The organism is uncultured Tenacibaculum sp., from assembly GCF_947502995.1.
Lineage (GTDB): Bacteria > Bacteroidota > Bacteroidia > Flavobacteriales > Flavobacteriaceae > Polaribacter.
In genome coordinates this window covers 80,519-101,402 of record NZ_CANNBW010000012.1, presented here as the reverse complement: position 1 = coordinate 101,402, position 20,884 = coordinate 80,519, and the positions used below count along the sequence as shown (strand labels likewise).

The following is a 20,884-nucleotide window of genomic DNA, read 5'->3' as shown; positions in this document are numbered from 1 at the left end:
TCATATGTTAAAAAAATGGAAAGATGGACATTTCAAAAAAAATAGCAGAAATAAGAGATTTTCACAAATTAAATAATTTGTCGTTTTCTAAAAGAATTGGTGTAACCGGAACAACTGTAGATAGTATTGTAAATGGTCGTCCGCAACCAGATGGTAGTCGTAAAAAAACAAAACCTGGTTATGATGTATTAACATCAATCATCAATGAGTTTAATATTAACCCAGATTATTTATTTGGTAAAAGTGATATTATGCTATATGACGATGTTCCAAATAGTAATTATAGCGGAACTCCAAAAGTTGTTGCTACGAATTCTTCAGGAGATGAAAATATCGTTTTTGTTCCTACGCAAGCTCGTGCTGGTTATTTAAATGGTTATGGAGATTCCGAGTATATTCAAAACCTACCTTCTTTTCATATGCCTCACTTGCGTCATGGATCTTTCCGATGTTTTGAAGTTCAAGGAAATTCAATGGTTCGAACTTTTTTTGATGGTGATTTAGTGTTCGGACAATATGTTGAAGATTTACAAGATATAAAAGACGGAAGAGTATATATAATTGTTAGTAAAAATGATGGAATTGTACTAAAGCGTGTGATCAATAGAATATCAGAAAGAGGTAAACTAATATTAAAAAGTGATAATAAAACAGGGAATTACCCTACTTACACTATAAATGCTGATGAAATTATGGAAGTTTGGTATGTTACAATGTATGCATCTAAACAAATGCCAGAACCTGTGGATATTTACGATCGTCTTCACGATTTAGAGACTCAAATCGCCTTATTACAAGAACAAGCAAACAACAAGAACTAAAAAAAAGCATTAATAATTTTCAATGAATATTTTTTTGTTTTTCAGCTATTCTAATCTCAGAAAAATTAAAGCTTTTTGTTATAAAAATTTTTGATTCAAAAAAAATGAATTTTTAATAAAAAAAACAACAAAATTTTGTAAAATTCATCTCGTCTTCTATTTAAACCCATTCTAAATATAAAACAAAAGAATATTTAATCCTTGTACAAATACTACTTAGATCTTAACTTTGCTAGTAATTATTTCATTCAACAATTAAAAATAATGAGCGGATTATTAAAATCTTCTATAGGAAGAAAGTTTGCCATGGCACTTTCGGCACTCTTTCTAATGGTTTTTTTACTACAACACTTTGCAATTAACATTTTATCGGTTTTTAGCCCTGAAGCTTTTAATGATGCTTCATATTTCATGGGTAACTTTTGGGCTGTTCAGTACTTATTACAGCCTGTTTTAATGTTCGGTGTAGTTTTCCATTTTGTAATGGGATTTGTACTAGAGATTAAAAATAAAAGTGCTCGTGAAGTTAAGTATGCAAAAAATAATGGTGCGGCTAACTCTACTTGGATGAGTAGAAACATGATTTGGAGTGGTTTAGCAATATTAGGTTTTGTAATATTCCATTTAAATGATTTTTGGGTTCCTGAAATGGTTGAAAAATATATAGATGGAAAAAGCCAAGTTGGTAAGGATTTTTACACTCATGTTGTTCACATGTTTGAAAATCCTATCAGAGTAGGTGTATATGTGCTTTCTTTTGTGTTTTTAGCATTACACTTATTACATGGTTTTAATTCTGCTTTTCAATCAGTAGGAGCAAATAATAAATATACTAAAGGATTGAATACGTTTAGTAAAGTTTATGCAATTGGTATACCATTAGGGTTTATCATCATTGCTTTAGTTCACCATTTCAATCACCACTAATACAATTTAAGTATGGCAACTTTAGATTCAAAAACACCAAAAGGTCCTATTGCTGATAAATGGACTAATCATAAAAATAAAATCAACTTAGTTAACCCAGCGAACAAACGTTTAATAGACGTAATTGTAGTTGGTACAGGTTTAGCAGGAGGTTCTGCTGCTGCAACTTTAGCTGAGTTAGGATATAATGTAAAAGCGTTTTGTTTTCAAGATTCTCCACGTCGTGCACACTCTATTGCTGCACAAGGAGGAATTAACGCTGCAAAAAACTACCAAGGAGATGGAGATTCTACCTACAGATTATTTTACGATACTGTAAAAGGTGGTGACTACCGTTCTCGTGAAGCAAACGTTTATCGTTTAGCTGAGGTATCTGCAAATATTATCGACCAGTGTGTGGCTCAAGGTGTACCTTTTGCTCGTGACTATGGTGGATTATTAGATAACCGTTCTTTCGGAGGAGTATTAGTATCTAGAACTTTCTACGCTAAAGGACAAACTGGACAACAATTATTATTAGGAGCTTATTCTGCAATGAACCGTCAAATCGGTCGTGGAAAAATCAAAATGTACAACCGTCACGAAATGTTAGACGTTGTAATTGTTGATGGAAAAGCTCGTGGTATTATTGCTCGTAATTTAGTTACTGGAGAAATTGAGCGTCATTCTGCTCACGCTGTTGTATTAGGAACTGGAGGTTACGGTAACGTATTCTTTTTATCTACTAATGCAATGGGAAGTAACGTAACAGCTGCTTGGAAAGCTCACAAAAAAGGAGCTTACTTTGCAAATCCTTGTTACACACAAATTCACCCAACTTGTATTCCAGTATCAGGAGATCATCAATCTAAATTAACGTTAATGTCAGAGTCATTACGTAATGATGGTCGTATTTGGGTTCCAAAGAAAATGGAAGATGTAAAAGCAATTCGTGAAGGAAGTTTAAAGCCTACACAAATTGCTGAAGAAAATAGAGATTATTACTTAGAGCGTCGTTACCCTGCATTTGGTAACTTAGTTCCACGTGATGTTGCATCTCGTGCAGCTAAAGAGCGTTGTGATGCTGGTTTCGGAGTTAACGCAACAGGTGAAGCTGTTTATTTAGATTTCGCTTCTGCTATTGAGCGTTACGGAAAAGAGCAAGCAACTATTAAAGGTTTAAATGTAAACGATGCTGCTTTAGTTAAAAAATTAGGTCAGGAAGTTGTGAAGAATAAGTATGGTAACTTATTCCAAATGTATGAGAAGATCGTTGATGAGAATCCATATGAAACTCCAATGATGATTTATCCAGCGGTTCACTATACAATGGGTGGTATCTGGGTTGATTATAACTTAATGACGACTGTTCCAGGATTATATGCTATTGGAGAGGCTAACTTCTCTGATCACGGAGCAAACCGTTTAGGAGCTTCTGCATTAATGCAAGGTTTAGCTGATGGATACTTCGTATTACCATATACAATTGGTGACTATTTAGCTGATGATATTCGTACAGGACCAATTTCTACGGAAACTCCTGAATTCGATGAGGCGGAAAAGAGTGTACGTGCTACAATAGACAAATTTGTTAACAATAACGGAACAAAATCTGTTGATTATTTCCACAAACGTTTAGGAAAAATCATGTGGAACAAAGTTGGAATGTCTCGTAACGAACACGGTTTAAAAGAAGCTATCGAAGAAATTTCTGCTTTAAGAGCTGAATTCTACAGTGATGTTAGAGTTCCAGGTGGAGCAAATGAATTTAATGAAGAGTTAGCGAAAGCTGGAAGAGTAGCTGACTTCTTAGAATTAGGAGAGTTATTTGCTAAAGATGCTTTAAACAGAACAGAATCTTGTGGAGGTCACTTCCGTGAAGAATCTGTTGAATTAGATGGCCCTCAAAAAGGTGAAGCTTTACGTAATGATAAAGAATTTGCTTATGTAGCTGCTTGGGAATACAAAGGTGAACCTAAAGATGCTGTTTTACACAAAGAAGAGTTAGAGTTTAACGATATTGAATTAAAACAACGTTCATACAAATAAGGAAAGAATTATGAAGTTAACGTTAAAAATTTGGCGTCAGAAAGGCGCTAGCGATAAAGGAAAAATGGTTGATTATAGTATCAGCGATGTGTCGCCAGATATGTCTTTCCTTGAAATGTTAGATGTTTTAAACACACAATTAATCGAAACTGGTGACGAACCTGTAGCTTTTGATCATGATTGTCGTGAAGGAATTTGTGGAATGTGTTCTTTATATATTAATGGTGAAGCTCACGGACCAGATAGAGGTGTAACAACTTGTCAATTACACATGCGTAAATTCAAAGATGGTGATACAATTTATATCGAACCATTTAGAGCTAAAGCATTCCCAGTAATTAAAGATTTAGTTGTTGATAGATCGGCTTTTGATAGAGTTCAACATGCTGGTGGATTTATTTCTGTAAATACTTCTGGAAATACTCAAGATGCAAATGCTATTCCTGTAAATAAGGAAAATGCAGATAAAGCTTTCGATGCAGCTACTTGTATTGGTTGTGGAGCTTGTGTTGCTACTTGTAAGAACTCATCTGCAATGTTATATGTTTCTGCTAAGGTTTCTCAATTCGCCTTATTACCACAAGGACAAGTTGAAGCTACAGATCGTGTATTAAACATGGTGAAACAAATGGATGAAGAAGGATTCGGTAACTGTACTAACACAGGAGCTTGTGAAGTAGAATGCCCGAAAGGAATCTCTTTAGAAAACATTGCAAGAATGAATTCAGAATTCTTAAAAGCTAGTTTAAAAGGATAAAAAATATCTCTTATATAAAACAAAAAAACTCAAGTAATACTTGAGTTTTTTTGTTTTTAGGTTGTAACAACTGAATCCAAAGTTATACTTATATTAGTGAAATAACATCAAAAAAATTTAAATGGGAATCTTCGACGAAATAAGAAAGAAATTAAGCAATGAATTTATCGATATCATTGAGTGGATTGACAATAGTAATGATACATTAGCATATCGTTTTGAACGTTATGGAAATGAAATAAAAAACAATGCACAATTAATTGTTCGTGAAAGTCAAATTGCAGTTTTTATTAATCAAGGAGAACTCGCTGATGTTTTACTTCCTGGAAGATATACTTTAAACACTGAAAATTTACCTATATTATCTACTTTGCAAGGTTGGAAATACGGTTTTAATAGCCCATTTAAAGCAGAGGTATACTTTATAAATTCTAAGTTATTTACAGATGAAAAATGGGGAACAAAAAATCCAATAATACTAAATGATAACCGATTTGGTTTTGTTGAAGTTAGAGCATTTGGTACTTATACTTTTAAAATACTTGATGCCGGTAAGTTCATAAAAAACATCGTTGGTACAGATAATGATTTTACCACTTTCGAAATAAACGAACATTTAAAAAGTTTGATTTCTACCCGCTTTACAGATACTATTGGAGAAGCTAATTTACCAATAGAAATGTACGCTGCTAATACTACTGAGTTATCTGAAACATGTTTAAAAGTTCTTCAACCAGAATTTGAATCTGTTGGGATATCTATAGAAAAGTTTTTTATTGAAAACATTTCTATGCCAGAAAATTTAAAGAAAGAAATTTTTGAATATAGTAGGCTAAATAAAATCGATTTAGACCAGCTAACTAAATTTAAAGCAGCCAAAGCTATCGAACAAGCTGCAAACAATACTTCAACAGCTAGTGAAGGAATGGGAATGGGAATGGGCTTTGCTATGGCTCAACAAATGGCTAATGTATTCTCTAATAAATCAAACTCTAATAATTCATCTACTCCTCCTCCAATTCCTAGTAACAACCAAAGTTACTTTTATGCTGTAAACAATCAACAAATAGGACCTGTTCCTAAAGCTACTTTAGCAAGTTTAATTGCAAATAATACTATTGGACCAGAAACTTTAGTTTGGACTCAAGGAATGGCTAATTGGTCGATGCTTCAAACTATACCAAATTTAAAAAGTTTATTAAATTCTACACCTCCACCATTACCAAACGCATAAGAAAACCAAACTTTATTAATTTTTAATGACTGATCACTCAGAACATCAGGAGACAATACAGCAAACAGAACATAAGAAAGCTTGTGTAAACTGTGGTGCCTCTTTAAATTATAATCCTGGAACTAATCATATAAAATGCGATTATTGTGGACATGAAGAAGTAATTTCTGAAGCTATATCAGAGTTTCAGGAATTAGAATTATATCCTTATTTAGAACAGATGGGCTCTTTGTCTCATACTGAAAAAATAAGCTTATTAAATTGTAAATCATGTGGAGCCAATCAACATGTTGAAGAAAATTATAAATCTTTACATTGTGTTTATTGCTCAGAACCATTAATCACAGAAGATTCTTATGAAGAAGATTGGATTTTGCCTGGAGCTATTCTGCCTTTTCATTTTTCAAACGAGAAATCGGTAGCTATTTTTCAAAAATGGATTAAAAGTCTTTGGTTTGCTCCAAATATTTTAAAAAAAACTTCTTTAGAGCCACATAGATTAAAAGGTTTATATCTTCCTTTTTGGACATTTGATGCGCAGCTTTACGGAAAGTACACTGGACAAAGAGGCGATTATTACTATGAGGATGAAAGATATACTGCTTACGAAAATGGTGAACGAGTTACCAAAACTAGAAGAGTTCGAAAAACAGATTGGTCTTATGCTTCTGGAGATATTAGCGGTTTTATTGATGATACTTTAATTAATGCTTCTAGTCAACATAAAAACAAAATTCCTTATAAAGTATACAATTGGAACCTTCGATATTTAGAAACTTTTGATTCTAAATATTTAGCTGGATTCATTACAGAAAAATACACGATTTCTCTTAATAACGGACACTTAGAATCTAAAGAAGAAGCATATAGAATTGCCAATCGTTGGGCGAAAAGAGATATTGGTGGAGATACACAAAGAATACATAGTTTAAATATAAATCTATCAGATGAAACATTTAAACACATACTACTTCCTATATATATATCGTCGTATCGTTATAAAAATAAACAGTATTATTTTTACATCAATGGGCAATCGGGAGCTATTTCTGGAAAACGTCCTTATTCTTTCTGGAAGATATTCTTTACTATTATTTTTGCAGTTACCATTATTGGAATAATTATCGCAATGGCAAACAGTTAAAAGACTTTAATGAAAAAACCTATACCTTTTTATAAAGAACAACTAGAATTACATAATAAGCGAGTAGAAGATTTTAATACTCTGATTTCTAAAATAAGCATTCTAAGGTTTTTAGTTTTTCTTTTTACAATTACCAGTTTATATTTCTTTAGAGATAATTGGAAAGTTAGTATCCCATTAATTATTATCGGAGTCAGTGTATTTACTTTTTTAATACTGAAAAATATCAAAGCAAAAGACAAATTAAAACTTGCAAGAGCTTTACAAGAGATTAATAAAGATGAATTACAAATTATTTCGGGTGCATTTCATGATAAGAAAACTGGTATAGAGTTTCAAGATCCGAAGCACTATTATAGTTTAGATATAGATTTATTTGGCATAGGTTCATTCTTTCAGTTTATAAATAGAACAAACATTAAAGAAAGTACGCTAAAACTAGCTGACATTTTAAAAGCGAATAATATAAATCATATAGATGTACGTCAGCAAGCTGTAAAAGAACTAGCATCTAAACCAAAATGGCGTCAAAACTATCAAGCTATTTCTAGTTTAATTAAAGTAGAAACTTCAGCAAAGAATATTATTCAATGGCTTAAAAACTATACGTCTTTTATTCCTTCTCAAATGGAATGGATATCTATAATCTTTTCAACAATATCTGTAAGCTTATTTATTGGAGTGTATTTAAACTTTATAAGCTCTACATTTATACTTATTTGGATGTCTTTAGGATTAGGAATTACTGGTCGTTATTTAAAAAAAATAAATGCCGTATCTCAAAATTCAGATCAGGTAAAAGACACATTTCGTCAATATTCGTTTTTACTGAATGAAATAGAAAACGAATCTTTTACAAGCAGTTTACTAAAAGAAAAGCAATTAAACATTCAATCTGAAACAAAGAAAGCTTCACTAATTTTTTCAGCATTTTCTAGAGCTTTAGATGCACTTGATAACAGAAATAACATTCTTATTGCTATTTTAGGAAACGGATTCTTTTTACTTGATATAAAAAACACTTTACGTATTGAAAAGTGGATTTCGAATTATAAAAACACTGTAGAAAACTGGTTTGAAACTGTCACTTTTTTCGATGCTTACAATAGCTTAGGAAATTTTGCATACAATCATCCAGAATATACTTATCCAGAATTAAGTAATAATGCAACTATATTAGACACGAAAAATCTAGGACATCCTTTACTAAAAAAAGAAAAAAGGGTTGATAATGATATTTTAATTAACAGAGAGCAATTTTTTATTGTTACAGGTGCAAATATGGCCGGAAAGAGTACTTTTTTGCGTACAGTCTCTTTAAATATTGTTATGGCTAATATTGGATTACCTGTTTGTGCTTCTTCTTGTACATATTCGCCTATAAAGTTAATTACAAGTATGCGTACTAGTGATTCTTTAACTGATGATAGTTCTTATTTTTTCTCAGAATTAACTCGATTAAAATTTATTGTAGATCAGATTGAAACTACTTCTTATTTTATCATTTTAGATGAAATTTTAAAAGGAACAAATAGTACAGATAAAGCCATAGGTTCTAAAAAGTTTGTTGAAAAGTTAGTTGGTTCTAAAGCTACAGGAATTATTGCTACCCATGATTTAAGCTTATGTGAAATACAGAACGAACTAAAAGAAGTGAAGAACTATTATTTTGATGCAGAAATTGTTAATGATGAACTTTTCTTTGACTACACTTTTAAAAAAGGAATCTGTGAAAATATGAATGCTAGCTTTTTATTAAAAAAGATGGAAATTATTTAAACCTCCATCTTTATATTAAAAACAGCACTATTGTACTGCTTTTACTGGTGTAACTATAAACCCCTTTATTTTTAGCATTTTTCGTTCTTGTTTTGCATTAGAAAACACAGTAATTGCTTTAGAGAAGTTCCCTGGTCTTTTAGTATCGTATGAAATTGCTATTTTCCCTTTCTCTCCTGGCATAATTGGTTTTTCTGGCTTCTGTGGAACTGTACATCCACAAGTAGATTTAATATGTTTTATAATTAATGGAGCATCACCAATATTAGTGAACTCAAAAACTCGTACTCCATCGGAACCCTGAGCTATTTTTCCATAATTAATTAATTCTTTCTCAAACTTAAACTCTTGACTGTGTAATAGCATTCCGAATAAAAACACGAATACTAATGTGATTTTTACGTTCATAATTTATTATTTTAAAGTGTGATGTTCTATTTCTTTTATTAACTCTTTTGCTTTTTCGTTTTTAGAATTTAAACTCAAAGATCTGTAAAGTGATTGTAAAGCTTTTTTGTAGTTCTTTTCCCGATGATAAAACTTTCCTAAACTAAAATGTGTTACGTAATGATTAGGATAAACTTTTGCATTTAATTCAAAGGCATATTGTGCTTTTTCTAATTCATTAGCGCTGAGTTTTACAAAACCATAAGTGTTTAATTCTTTTACACCTTCTGCTATTTCTGGTAAATAACTAATCAATTGCTTTTCCTGCGTTTTTAAATTGTCTTTTTGCGTATGTAATAATGTATCAATCAATTCAACAGCTCTGTATTTTGAAACATACTTTTTTCCTTGTACTATTTTTAATACATCACGCTCAAAAGTTTCTTTTGGATGCTCTACAATTCGATTAATTTCTTTCCCGTTTTTATAAAAAATAAAAGTTGGTACACGATGAATATTTAACCCTTTTTCTTCTCTGTTTGGTGATTGTTTATAAGCCTCATCTTTTCTATCTAAAGCAATAATTTCTATATGCTCTTTTGGTAGATTCGATTCATCTAAAATCTTTAAAAAAACAGGTACGTTACGTTTGCTATCTCCACACCATGAACCAAAAAACACTTTTATTTTATATGATTGAAGTTCATCTTTTAAAAGATTAATAATTTTATCGTTAGCTAAATAAGCATCGTAATTTTTAGAAAACCAATTAAGATCTTCATGATTAAAAGAAGCTCTATTTACTTTTCCTAATAGCATAGATTTCCCTTTTTCATTAGTAACTAGTCCTTTTGTTTGTTGAGCAAAACCAACATAAAAAAGAAAAGAACTTATTAAAATTAGGATCTGTTTTTTCATAATTAACACATTGTTTTTCACAAACATACACGCTTTTAAAAGTGATAAAAAATGAAATAAACGTTCTACCTTAAAACAAGTACAAACAACTATTTTTTAATAGTTTATGTATTTCGTACCTACATTTATGCATTTTATACGCTTGCATTGCGAAATGTTATATTAATATGTATTTTCATCTGTTCATATGGAAATGATTAAAAAACATATCACCGAAACAATTGTTCATTTACTTTTTTGGACGCTCTTTTGTTTTATTTCTCTATTTGTTTTTTCACAATATTATTGGTCTGAAAATCCTTTTTTACAATATGTATTTATACTATTAATTATAGTTTACACGAATCATTTCTTTTTACTTCCTTTCTTTGTAAAGCGAAAATGGTATTTGTTATATGCAATACTTTTTGCTTTAGTTTCTTTCTTTGCAACACAATTTTACTGTAATGTATTTACTTCTTGTGGTTGTACTATAATGAAATGTTTAAGTAATTACTTATGGCAAACTATAGTTCCGCTTATCTTTTTCTCTTTTATATGGTTGTTATTTAAATATTTAAGCAAAGAAGAAGAAATTCGAAAAGCACAAGAAGAGAAAACCGCTATGGAATTAAAGTTTTTAAAATCTCAAATTAATCCGCATGTACTTTTTAACAACTTAAACACAGTATATTCTTACGCCATAGAAAAGCCTGAAGAAACTCCAGATTTAATTTTAAAATTATCTGAAAATTTAAAACATGTTTTATATGAAAGTAATGCTGATTTTATTCCATTAGAAAAAGAATTAAATTATATCGATAATTATATTGCCTTTCAAGAAATTAGAACTGAAGGAATTAAAAAAGTACATTATCACAAATCGATAAAATCTTTTCAATATAATATTGCTCCATTATTATTAATCATTTTAATAGAAAATGCTTTTAAACATAGTACTACAAATAGTGATATACATATTACTATTGAAGTAAATAATGGAAATTTAATCTGTACTTGTGAAAATGAATATGAAACTTCTGAAAACAATATGAATCAACGTATAGGTTTACAGAATATGGAGAAACGTTTAAATCTATTATATGAAAATCGCTATACTTTAAAAATAGATAAGTCAAAAACATATTTTGTTTCTTTAAAATTAGAGTTGATATGATTACATGTATTATTATTGAAGATGAACTTCCTGCTCAGAAGATTTTAAAGAGTTTTTTAAACAAAACATTAAACATAGAATTATTAGCTAGTTTTCAAACAGCAAAAGAAGCTCACCGTTTTTTACAAACAAATACTGTCGACTTTGTTTTCTTAGATATTAACTTACCTGATATTATGGGAATTGATTTCATGAAAACATTAATCAATCCACCTTTTATAATTATCACTACAGCTTATCCAGATTATGCTTTAGATAGTTTTGATTTAGAAACTATTGTAGATTATTTAGTAAAACCTTTTTCTTTCGATCGTTTTTTAAAGGCAATTCGTAAAATAGAACAACGCGTAAAACAAATAGAAGCCGAACCCAATAACAGTGTATTTTTAAATATCGATAAAACTTTACATAAAGTTTTACTTCATGAGATATTATATATAGAATCTGATAGAAATTACTTAACCTTTATAACTCAGGAAAAGAAATACGTTTTTATCGATTCTTTAAAAAACTGGACAACAAAACTTCCTGAGTATTTTATTCAAATTCACAAGTCATATATAATTAATGTAAACCATATTGATAAAATATCTGGAAATGAAATTGGAATAAACAAAATTAGTATCCCGATAGGAAGAACTTTTAAATCAAATTTCATGATGAAATTTAATCCTGAAAATTGACACAAATTTTAAACTTCACGCACAAATCTGACGTCCATTTTTTCACCAAAAAACACCTTAAATTAACAGTGTTTTTTAAATTTTTTATTTTTTTATTTTAAATATTCAATATTTAAACAGGCTTTTTAAAGGGTTTTATTAATTATTATTCAATAAAAATATATTTTTACTGATTATTTCTCAATGTTTTCTAAACGTTAATTTTTAGAGAACTTTAACAAAAACCACCTTAAAATAGACGTTTTATTAACATTTTTGATAGTCAAAAATAAAGAAGGCTGAACTACTTTTGGAGTATCAAAATTTAATAAAAAAAATTATTTAAAACCCGAAAAAAAACCAGAACAATGAAAAAGCTAGTAACATTAATCGTAGTAACATTAATTAACTTTTCAGCATTTGCTAACAACGACAAACCAGTAAAAGCAGTTAAAGCTGAATTAAGAACTGAGATTATTAAACTTTTAGGAAAAGCTGATTTCGATTATAAAAGAGATATCAATACTTCTATTGAGTTTACTATTAACAACAAAGGTGAAATCATCGTTTTAACTGTTAATTCTGATAACACTAATGTTGATGCTTACGTAAAGAATAAATTAAACTATAGAGTAGTTACAACAGAAGCTAATGTTGTAGGTAAAACTTATAAAATGCCTTTAACTATCTTAAAGTAAGAAATAAACAAAGCGAAATATAAATTTATTTAATTTAAAAAGAGACTCGTTCAATAAAGTAACTAGTCTCTTTTTTTTATATAGAATAAGTAGTAAGTTCTGTTTAAAAAAGAGGTTGATTTTTGGTGACCAACCTCTCATATAATCCCCTAAAATGTTTTCACCCTCTTTATTACATCGATGATGATCACATCACAAATATAGTATAAGGTCACAATTTATAAATGGGGATTTCCGCAATTTAAAATGTGGATTTATGCAACACTGCTTTTTTATCCACAAAAAAACCTTTTAAGTAAACTTAAAAGGTAATTTATTTTTCTTTCTAATCTTTTCCTTGAATTCTTCCCTAAATGGTGAATTGTCTATTGAATTCTATTCAAAAGTACTTAAGTATATTTTCCTGTAAAAAGGGATATCTGTAATCTAAAATGTGGATTTCCGCAATGCTATTTTTCGAAAAAAAAAGAGGTTGACTTGTGATCAACCTCTCATATAATCCCCTAAATGTTTTCACCCTCTTTATTACATCGATGATGATCACACTGCAAAGATATAGCAAGGTCACAGTTTACTAAAGGGGATTTCCGCAGTCTAAAATGTGGATTTATGTACACTTATATTTATCTAGTTTTTACCCATAAAAAAACCCTTTAAGCTTTTGCTTAAAGGGCCTATTCTTCTTTCTAATCTTTTCCAGGAATTCTTCCCAAAATTTGTGAATTATTTGATTAATTCGATTCAAAAGTAATTAAGAGATAAAGATCCTGAAAAGGGATATATGTAGCCAAAAATGTGGATTTCCGCAGTGGGTTAATCTAAAATACCTAACTCCTTAGCTTTCAAAACTAAATCGGTATTATTATTGGCTTGTAAATCGGTTCTTAATTTGGCTAATTTGTTTTCAATAGAACGAATCTTTAAAAAACTACCATCATCTTTGGTGATAATTCCTTCTAGATTACTAATTTTTGGATGGTTCGGAAGTTCTTTTAAAATCTGAACTGCAACATCATCCATTTGAATTTCTATTAGTGCTCTTTTTAAAAGTTTCTGATGAATTTCATGTGTATAATACACTTCGTCAGCTAACATTTTCTGAATAGCAAAGTTTAATTCGTTCGTATTACACTTTCCTTTTAATAAATATGCAGATGGTTTTAAGTTCTGAATAACATTAAAAATTCTATTCGTTTCAGAATGTCCTGTAATTACACCTACTTTAATTGGAATTTCTTCTCTATTGATAGTTTTTATTAAACTTTCACCTCCATCTATTTTACAGGTTTCATCTGTATTATCGAAACTTAAATCTGTAAATAATATTTGAAAAGGTTCATCTACTAAGGCTACTTTAATCTTAGCATAGGCATCGTCGCACGAATTTGTAGTTTCTATTTCTAAGTTATCTATTCCTTTAAGATATGAAAGTATTCCTTCTATAATTAGCTGATGATCATCAGCAATCAATATTTTAGTTGTTTCAGGCATTTAGCGGAACTTGGATTTCTATACTGGTTCCTTTTTGAACTTCACTAGAAATTGTAAGCTTACCTTGTAGTTCTTCTACACGTTCTTGCATGTTTTGTAACCCAATTCCTTTTTTAGAAGTTGTAGTATCGAAACCAATACCATTGTCTTGTATTGCCAAAAATACAGATTTTTTATGGACTTTAAAACTGATATCCATTCTCGATGCTTGTGCGTATTTTTCACAATTCTGAATACTCTCTCGAATACTTAAATACAACACTCTTTTAATAGAATTATTTATCTCTTCCCAATTAATCTTTTTTAAATCGTGTGCTCTAATAATAAAATTCGGAGCAAAATAATCACTTATTAAATTAATAATCTGATCGGTAAAGTTTACTTTCTCAAAACTTACACTACTTAATTGGTGCGATAAATTACGCACATTATCTTTTACTAACTCTAATTTTTCTGCTTCTGCTAATAAACTTGTTTGTGCTAATTTTAAATGTAACAAACGTAAATCTCCAGCCACTTCATCGTGTAAAGATTTTGCAATTTGTCGTCGTTCCTTTTCTCGAGCTTCTATTTTTTGTAGTTGTGCTTGAAACAATAATTTTTTTCTACGGAAAGAAAAGAAAGAGACACTAGATGCTAAAATTAAGATACTAAGTGTAGCCACCAGCCAACCAATAATTTTTTGTTGTCGTTGTTTCTCTACCTCGATAACACGTTGCTCGTTTTCTGCTTTTAAAAATGTATTCTCTTTTTCTTTTTTATCAGTCTCATAACGAATTTTTGCAAACTGATTTTTTAATTGTCTTTCTTGAGTAATTAAACTATCATTTAATGTAATATACTCTTCTAAATACTTTTTGGAATCATTACCAGTACTTAACTCAGAAAGTGTTTTTAAAGCTTCTAGCCAACGTTCGTTATTATGTGTTTGTGTAGCAAATTTTAAACCTTCTTTAGCATGAAATTTTGCTTTTACATAATTATTTTCTTCCTTAAAAAACTCTGCTAAATTTAAATGTGTAGTACTTAAACTTCTCAAATTATCATCTTTCTCTCTAATTTTTAATACTTCTTCAAAACGATCTACTATTGATTTTTTTTTACCTAATTTGTAATGACTAAATGCTAAGTTTTCATATAATAAACAATACTCAGCAGGATATTTTTCTTTTGTATCTTTAAAAGAGGTTAATCCTTTTTTAAAATAAACTATCGCTTTTTTATGCTTTTCTTCTTCTTGATAAAGTAATCCTATATTATTTAAAATATTTAAAAAACCTATATTATTAGAAACTCTTTTATTTAAATCCAAAGCCTTATTGTAATAATCCAAAGCTTCATCCTGTTGATTTAATTGTTTTGAGACTGTACCTAAATTATTAAAAACACGCTCTAAATACGTAACAGATTGTATTGGTTCTAAATATTGTAAAGCTTCAATCGAACTAATTTCACTACCTAAAAAATCTTTAATGTTTTTTTGTAAAATAGCAATACTTAATAAACGTCTACCTGCCTGTAAGGAATCTTTTATTTTTTTTGAGATATTTTTAGATTCGTGATAATAATAAAAAGCACTGTCATTTTTATATGCTAATTTACTTTGTAAAGCTTTAAAATGATAGTATTTTGCTAATAGAACAGAATCTTTATTTTGTGTGTAAATCCCTAAAACTTCATTAGTAATTTCCTTCAACTTATCTAATTCTTTATCAAAATAAGCTTGTCTTCCTTTTTCAATAATAACATTTCTTACAGAATCATACTTATTATTATAATCCTGTGAAAAAATAAAAAAAGGTAGTAATAACAGTAATAATAGTAGTTGTTTAATCATCGGTACGAAAATAAAAAACCATTATTTTCAAAAATAATGGTTTTTTATTTTATTGTAAAGTATAAATGAATGTTTACTTATCTCCACCTTGTCCTCCATCATCTCCACCGCCTCCGTCTCCAGAAACACCATCTCCACCTGGAAATTTAATACTTGTTGCTTGTAAATTGTGAGTAAAAGTTTTCATACACTGTATTTTTTAAAAATTAATAATAATATATGTTAGCGTTCTAAATTTAGCTTTTTTCTTGTAGATACGCAAAAGTCGCAATTTTTTATACACTAACAATCGACCTCACTTATATATAACAATAATTATGCCTTATTTAACGTTTATTTATCATTTTTAAACTCTTTCAAAGTTTTAAATCATAATTATTTGACAAAAAAACACTTACAAAAGTTAATTTACTATTAATTAATAAAACAAAAATGTCAATTTTACTGTCATTATTAAATGACATATTATGTCAAACTGAGCATATCCTCATCTGTTTCTTAGCTTCGACTGTGCTCAGCTACCAATTCTTTTTAAAATCGTCATGTTGAACTTGTTTCAGCTTCTCATTATCGTTCCCTGAGGCCCTCGAAGGGAAATAAAAACTAATTTTTAATGTAACTTCGACTGTGCTCAGCTACCGAATTATTCAAACTATAGTTTTGTGAGATTCTGAAAATTGTATCGAGAAAAGCGATTTTGAGCACGAAAACATAGTTCTCGATATAAAATTCTTTCAGAATTTCACTCGAACTGACATTAAACTATTTAAACAACTTCAATTCTGTGTGATTCAAATCGTCATGTTGAACTTGTTTCAGCATCTCATTATTGTTCCCTGAGGCTCTCGAAGGGAAAACAAAAAAAACCGCTACTAAAAGTAACGGTTCTTAAAAATTAAATTCTTAACAAATTTGAATGGCATCATCACAGTAAAGATCTCCATCTCCACTAGTTCCTCCTCCACCGCCAGAACGGTCGCCACCTGTATTTCCACCATCTCCACCTCCGCCATTTATTCCTCCATAAATGGTTACCAATTGTTCTTTTTCAATTTCAAATTGCTTTAAATTCTCTAACATAATTTTATGTATTACAAGGTTAATAAAACAGAAAAATACTTTTACAATACTTTTACAATACTTTAAAAACAAAATTTGCCTGTTAAAAAAATAAAAAATGTGTTTATTTTTTATTTGCAACTCTGTTTTGCAATAATATACCTTTTGTGCATTTGGAGTGAAATTCTGTCAATTCGAGTGATTTTTCGAAATGAAATGAAGAAAAATTGTATCGAGAATAAGAATTTTAACTTAGAAATAGTTCTCGATACACTTTTTCGTACCTCAAAAGCACTCGAACTGACAACTTAGGATTACTTATGTTTCTAAATGCACAACGGATAGTAATATATGTTATTATAATTCTGGCTTCGACTTGGCTAAGCTACCGAATTATTCAAACTATAATTTTGTGTGATTCTGAAAATTGTATCGAGAAAGGCGATTTTGAGCACGAAAACATAGTTCTCGATATAAAATTCTTTCAGAATTTCACTCGAACTGACATTAAACTATTCAAACAAATTCATTTCTATGTGTGATTCTGAAATAAATTAAGAATGACGGTACCCGTTTATTCGTCATGCTAAACTTGTTTCAGCATCTCATTATCGTTCCCTGAAGCTCTCGAAGGGAAAACATAAAAAAACCGCTACTAAAAGTAACGGTTCAATTATATTTCTCTTTTGTTTAACTTCTCATCTTACTAAACAAATCCCACAAAACTACACCACAACTTACCGATATATTTAATGAGTGTTTAGTTCCTAACTGAGGAATTTCTATACATTTATCAGATGCAGAAACAACTTCTTGTTGTACTCCTTTTACTTCATTTCCAAAGACAACTGCATATTTCTGATTGGTTTCTGGCATAAATTCATCTAGCATCGTACTGTTTTCAGCTTGTTCAATTGACAATACTTTTACATTTTCAGATTTTAGTTCTTCAACTAATGTTAATGTATCTTCAACATATTCCCAAGACACAGACTCTGTAGAACCTAAAGCTGTTTTATGTATTTCTTTACTTGGTGGAGTTGCTGTTATTCCACATAAATATATTTTTTCAATAAGAAAAGCATCCGAAGTTCTAAACACAGAACCAATATTATTTAAACTTCTAATATTGTCTAACACAACAATAATTGGAGTTTTTGTCGCTGTTTTAAATTCCTCTACAGAAATTCTTCCTAATTCGCTATTTCTTAATTTTCTCATCTCTTCAATTAACAATAATCAGTGGTCAACTATCAATTATCAGCCTTCAAAATTACTCTTTTATTGTTTACTGATAATTGTTCATTGTAAAGTGAGCACTGAGTATTTTTTCTATCTTCGCAAAACTAACTTAAAATAGACAAACTTGGCAAAAACAAAGGCAAAAAAGGTAACGCCATTAATGCAACAGTACAACGGAATTAAAGCTAAATATCCGGATGCCATGTTATTATTTCGCGTAGGTGATTTCTACGAAACCTTTGGTGAAGATGCTATTAAAGCCTCGGAAGTTTTAGGTATTGTATTAACCAAACGTGGAAATGGAAGTGAAAGTGAAACAGCTTTGGCTGGTTTTCCACATCATTCATTAAATACCTATTTACCTAAGTTAGTAAAATCTGGACTTCGTGTTGCAATTTGCGATCAGCTAGAAGACCCGAAAATGACCAAAAAGATTGTAAAACGTGGTGTAACAGAATTGGTAACTCCAGGAGTTTCTTTAAATGATGAGGTATTACAATCGAAAACCAATAATTTCTTAGCTGCGGTTCACTTCGGAAAAAAACGATTAGGAGTTTCTTTTTTAGATGTTTCTACAGGTGAATTTTTAGTAGCTCATGGAGATGAAGCTTACATCGATAAATTACTACAAAACTTTTCGCCGAGTGAAATCTTGGTGCAAAAACAAAATAAACAACGTTTTTTAGAAGCGTTTACTAACGATTTTCACACCTTTTATTTAGAAGATTGGGTTTTTCAAAAAGATTATGGTTATGAAACATTAATCAATCATTTTAAAGTTCAGAATTTAAAAGGTTTTGGTGTTGAAGAAATTACGGATGGTATTATTGCTGCTGGTGCAGTGATGTATTATTTATCTGAAACACAACTGAATAAAATAGAACACATTCAATCTGTAGGACGAATTGCTGAAGATTTATATGTTTGGATGGATCGTTTTACGGTTAAAAATTTAGAATTATATGGCGGTAATTCTGTAAACTCGGTTTGTTTATTAGACATTATCGACAAAACTATTTCTCCTATGGGAGGACGTTTATTAAAACGTTGGTTGGCTTTACCGTTGAAAGATTTAAAACCAATTCAGCAACGACAAGAACAGGTTCAGTTTTTAATTGATAACGAATCGTTTTTTGATACGGTTACCTATCAACTAAAACAGATTTCCGATTTAGAACGTTTAATTTCTAAAGTTGCAACAGGTAAAGTTTCTCCAAGGGAAGTTGTTTTATTAAAGAACTCATTAAAAGCTATTCATCCGATCAAATCTGCTGCTGAAAGCACTAAAAATGCTACAGTAAAAATGATTGGTTCTTTACTGAAAGATTGTAATGATTTAATTGAAAAAATAAGCACAACTTTATTTGAAGATGCTCCTGTAAATATTAATAAAGGAAATGCAATTGCTGATGGTGTTTCTGAAGAGTTAGATGAATTACGAGGGATTGCAAATTCTGGAAAAGAGTATTTAGACAATATGTTGGCTCGTGAAACTGAACGTACAGGAATTCCGAGTTTAAAAATAGCTTTTAATAATGTTTTCGGATATTATATTGAAGTTCGAAATACACATAAAGATAAAGTTCCTGAAGATTGGATTCGTAAACAAACTTTAGTAAATGCCGAACGTTATATTACTGAAGAACTTAAAGAATACGAAGCAAAAATTTTAGGTGCAGAAGATAAAATTCAGTCGTTAGAAGCTGATTTATTTATCGAGCTGATTCAATACATCGTAAAAGATGTTCAAGATGTACAAAGCAACGCGCAATTAATTGCACAACTCGATTGTTTATTGTCTTTTGCAAACTTGGCAAAAGAAAACGATTATGTGCGTCCTGTTGTTGATAACTCTACAATATTAGAAATAAAAAATGGTCGTCATCCTGTAATTGAAAAGCAATTACCAATCGGCGAAGAATATGTGGCTAACGATGTGGTTTTAAATCGTGAAAACCAACAAATCATTATGATTACTGGTCCGAATATGTCGGGTAAATCTGCGATTTTACGTCAAACTGCATTAATCGTTTTATTAGCACAAATGGGAAGTTATGTTCCTGCAACTGAAGCGAAAATTGGAATTGTAGATAAAATATTTACTCGTGTAGGTGCTAGCGATAACATTTCTATGGGAGAATCTACATTTATGGTTGAAATGAATGAAACCGCTTCGATCTTAAATAACATCTCAGAACGTAGTTTAGTTTTATTAGATGAAATTGGAAGAGGTACTTCTACTTACGATGGAATTTCTATTGCTTGGGCAATTACCGAATATTTACATGAACATCCTTCAAAAGCGAAAACATTGTTTGCCACGCATTATCATGAATTAAATGAAATGACAACAACGTTTGAGCGAATTAAAAACTTTAATGTTTCTGTAAAAGAATTAGAAGACAGCATTATCTTTTTACGTAAACTCGTTGCTGGTGGAAGTAATCATAGTTTCGGAATTCACGTTGCGAAATTAGCTGGAATGCCAAATGTGGTGATTAGAAAAGCGAATAAGATCTTAAAACAGTTAGAAGAAAGTCATGCTAACAAAAATGTGGAAGACACGTTAAAAGATGTTCAAAACAACGACATGCAAATGAGTTTCTTCCAATTAGATGATCCTTTATTAGAAGATTTAAGAGAAGAAATTTTAGCTACAGATATCGATACGTTAACACCAATTGAAGCTTTAATGAAATTGAACGAAATTAAGCGAATGTTGGTGAAAAAATAGGTTCAATATT

The 20,884-nt window shown here is 30.0% G+C and carries 17 protein-coding genes; 11 read left to right on the top strand and 6 right to left on the bottom strand.

Going from position 1 to position 20,884, the window contains the following annotated elements; translation table 11 throughout:
• Positions 1-23 precede the first annotated feature (23 nt).
• From Q1A46_RS11445 to Q1A46_RS11415, 7 genes are all read left to right on the top strand, one after another.
• Positions 24-821: a LexA family transcriptional regulator gene (locus Q1A46_RS11445; protein WP_299678400.1), complete on the top strand. Its 798-nt coding sequence runs from the start codon at positions 24-26 to the stop codon at positions 819-821.
• Between the two features lie 264 nt (positions 822-1,085).
• Entirely contained in the window at positions 1,086-1,748 is a 663-nt protein-coding gene (locus tag Q1A46_RS11440) for a succinate dehydrogenase cytochrome b subunit (RefSeq protein WP_299678397.1), read from the top strand.
• 12 nt (positions 1,749-1,760) lie between these two features.
• Positions 1,761-3,776 carry a fumarate reductase/succinate dehydrogenase flavoprotein subunit gene (locus tag Q1A46_RS11435; RefSeq protein WP_299678395.1) on the top strand — a complete coding sequence of 672 codons (2,016 nt, stop codon included), beginning with the start codon at positions 1,761-1,763 and terminating at the stop codon, positions 3,774-3,776.
• Positions 3,777-3,786: 10 nt separating this feature from the next.
• Positions 3,787-4,533 (top strand): succinate dehydrogenase/fumarate reductase iron-sulfur subunit, encoded by a 747-nt coding sequence (locus tag Q1A46_RS11430; protein ID WP_299678393.1) that lies wholly within the window; start codon positions 3,787-3,789, stop codon positions 4,531-4,533.
• A gap of 121 nt (positions 4,534-4,654) precedes the next feature.
• A complete protein-coding gene (locus Q1A46_RS11425) occupies positions 4,655-5,767 on the top strand; it encodes an SPFH domain-containing protein (protein ID WP_299678391.1) in 1,113 nt (370 codons plus the stop codon).
• Between the two features lie 25 nt (positions 5,768-5,792).
• On the top strand, positions 5,793-6,911 hold the full coding sequence (locus Q1A46_RS11420) for a DNA helicase PriA (RefSeq protein WP_299678390.1): 1,119 nt from the start codon (positions 5,793-5,795) through the stop codon (positions 6,909-6,911).
• 9 nt (positions 6,912-6,920) lie between these two features.
• Positions 6,921-8,690 carry a DNA mismatch repair protein MutS gene (locus Q1A46_RS11415; protein ID WP_299678388.1) on the top strand — a complete coding sequence of 590 codons (1,770 nt, stop codon included), beginning with the start codon at positions 6,921-6,923 and terminating at the stop codon, positions 8,688-8,690.
• 27 nt (positions 8,691-8,717) lie between these two features.
• Here the strand turns inward: Q1A46_RS11415 and Q1A46_RS11410 are convergent, their stop codons facing one another.
• Positions 8,718-9,098 carry a DUF1573 domain-containing protein gene (locus tag Q1A46_RS11410; protein WP_299678386.1) on the bottom strand — a complete coding sequence of 127 codons (381 nt, stop codon included), beginning with the start codon at positions 9,096-9,098 and terminating at the stop codon, positions 8,718-8,720.
• 6 nt (positions 9,099-9,104) lie between these two features.
• Entirely contained in the window at positions 9,105-9,995 is an 891-nt protein-coding gene (locus Q1A46_RS11405) for a thioredoxin family protein (protein WP_299678384.1), read from the bottom strand.
• Between the two features lie 187 nt (positions 9,996-10,182).
• Here Q1A46_RS11405 and Q1A46_RS11400 point away from each other — a divergent pair, with 187 nt between their 5' ends.
• The 3 genes from Q1A46_RS11400 to Q1A46_RS11390 all read left to right on the top strand — a co-directional run bounded on the left by Q1A46_RS11400 (position 10,183) and on the right by Q1A46_RS11390 (position 12,511).
• The gene (locus Q1A46_RS11400; RefSeq protein WP_299678382.1) at positions 10,183-11,151 is read left to right on the top strand and encodes a sensor histidine kinase; all 969 of its coding nucleotides are present in this window, start codon (positions 10,183-10,185) and stop codon (positions 11,149-11,151) included.
• Entirely contained in the window at positions 11,148-11,834 is a 687-nt protein-coding gene (locus Q1A46_RS11395) for a LytTR family DNA-binding domain-containing protein (protein WP_299678380.1), read from the top strand. Before Q1A46_RS11400 ends, Q1A46_RS11395 begins: the two co-directional genes overlap by 4 nt.
• A gap of 347 nt (positions 11,835-12,181) precedes the next feature.
• On the top strand, positions 12,182-12,511 hold the full coding sequence (locus Q1A46_RS11390) for a hypothetical protein (RefSeq protein WP_299678378.1): 330 nt from the start codon (positions 12,182-12,184) through the stop codon (positions 12,509-12,511).
• A gap of 813 nt (positions 12,512-13,324) precedes the next feature.
• On the opposite strand, the gene Q1A46_RS11385 is transcribed toward Q1A46_RS11390, so the two are convergent.
• The 4 genes from Q1A46_RS11385 to Q1A46_RS11370 all read right to left on the bottom strand — a co-directional run bounded on the left by Q1A46_RS11385 (position 13,325) and on the right by Q1A46_RS11370 (position 18,119).
• Positions 13,325-14,002, bottom strand: a complete 678-nt coding sequence (locus Q1A46_RS11385) for a hypothetical protein (protein ID WP_299678376.1) — start codon at positions 14,000-14,002, stop codon at positions 13,325-13,327.
• The gene (locus tag Q1A46_RS11380; RefSeq protein WP_299678374.1) at positions 13,995-15,839 is read right to left on the bottom strand and encodes a tetratricopeptide repeat-containing sensor histidine kinase; all 1,845 of its coding nucleotides are present in this window, start codon (positions 15,837-15,839) and stop codon (positions 13,995-13,997) included. The genes Q1A46_RS11385 and Q1A46_RS11380 overlap by 8 nt, the downstream gene beginning before the upstream one ends.
• A gap of 903 nt (positions 15,840-16,742) precedes the next feature.
• The gene (locus Q1A46_RS11375; protein ID WP_299678372.1) at positions 16,743-16,919 is read right to left on the bottom strand and encodes a hypothetical protein; all 177 of its coding nucleotides are present in this window, start codon (positions 16,917-16,919) and stop codon (positions 16,743-16,745) included.
• Positions 16,920-17,588: 669 nt separating this feature from the next.
• Complete coding sequence (locus Q1A46_RS11370) at positions 17,589-18,119, bottom strand: RNA methyltransferase (protein WP_299678369.1); 531 nt, start codon at positions 18,117-18,119, stop codon at positions 17,589-17,591.
• Between the two features lie 145 nt (positions 18,120-18,264).
• On the opposite strand from Q1A46_RS11370, the gene mutS reads away from it, so the two are divergent.
• Positions 18,265-20,874 carry a DNA mismatch repair protein MutS gene (gene mutS / locus Q1A46_RS11365; protein WP_299678366.1) on the top strand — a complete coding sequence of 870 codons (2,610 nt, stop codon included), beginning with the start codon at positions 18,265-18,267 and terminating at the stop codon, positions 20,872-20,874.
• The last annotated feature ends 10 nt before the right edge of the window (positions 20,875-20,884 follow it).

Excerpts from the sequence above, each read along its gene's own strand:
- Q1A46_RS11445 (WP_299678400.1), top strand. The coding sequence starts at position 24 with ATGGACATTTCAAAAAAAATAGCAGAAATAAGAGATTTTCACAAATTA.
- Q1A46_RS11440 (WP_299678397.1), top strand. The coding sequence starts at position 1,086 with ATGAGCGGATTATTAAAATCTTCTATAGGAAGAAAGTTTGCCATGGCA.
- Q1A46_RS11435 (WP_299678395.1), top strand. The coding sequence starts at position 1,761 with ATGGCAACTTTAGATTCAAAAACACCAAAAGGTCCTATTGCTGATAAA.
- Q1A46_RS11430 (WP_299678393.1), top strand. The coding sequence starts at position 3,787 with ATGAAGTTAACGTTAAAAATTTGGCGTCAGAAAGGCGCTAGCGATAAA.
- Q1A46_RS11425 (WP_299678391.1), top strand. The coding sequence starts at position 4,655 with ATGGGAATCTTCGACGAAATAAGAAAGAAATTAAGCAATGAATTTATC.
- Q1A46_RS11420 (WP_299678390.1), top strand. The coding sequence starts at position 5,793 with ATGACTGATCACTCAGAACATCAGGAGACAATACAGCAAACAGAACAT.
- Q1A46_RS11415 (WP_299678388.1), top strand. The coding sequence starts at position 6,921 with ATGAAAAAACCTATACCTTTTTATAAAGAACAACTAGAATTACATAAT.
- Q1A46_RS11410 (WP_299678386.1), bottom strand. The coding sequence starts at position 9,098 with ATGAACGTAAAAATCACATTAGTATTCGTGTTTTTATTCGGAATGCTA.
- Q1A46_RS11405 (WP_299678384.1), bottom strand. The coding sequence starts at position 9,995 with ATGAAAAAACAGATCCTAATTTTAATAAGTTCTTTTCTTTTTTATGTT.
- Q1A46_RS11400 (WP_299678382.1), top strand. The coding sequence starts at position 10,183 with ATGGAAATGATTAAAAAACATATCACCGAAACAATTGTTCATTTACTT.
- Q1A46_RS11395 (WP_299678380.1), top strand. The coding sequence starts at position 11,148 with ATGATTACATGTATTATTATTGAAGATGAACTTCCTGCTCAGAAGATT.
- Q1A46_RS11390 (WP_299678378.1), top strand. The coding sequence starts at position 12,182 with ATGAAAAAGCTAGTAACATTAATCGTAGTAACATTAATTAACTTTTCA.
- Q1A46_RS11385 (WP_299678376.1), bottom strand. The coding sequence starts at position 14,002 with ATGCCTGAAACAACTAAAATATTGATTGCTGATGATCATCAGCTAATT.
- Q1A46_RS11380 (WP_299678374.1), bottom strand. The coding sequence starts at position 15,839 with ATGATTAAACAACTACTATTATTACTGTTATTACTACCTTTTTTTATT.
- Q1A46_RS11375 (WP_299678372.1), bottom strand. The coding sequence starts at position 16,919 with ATGTTAGAGAATTTAAAGCAATTTGAAATTGAAAAAGAACAATTGGTA.
- Q1A46_RS11370 (WP_299678369.1), bottom strand. The coding sequence starts at position 18,119 with ATGAGAAAATTAAGAAATAGCGAATTAGGAAGAATTTCTGTAGAGGAA.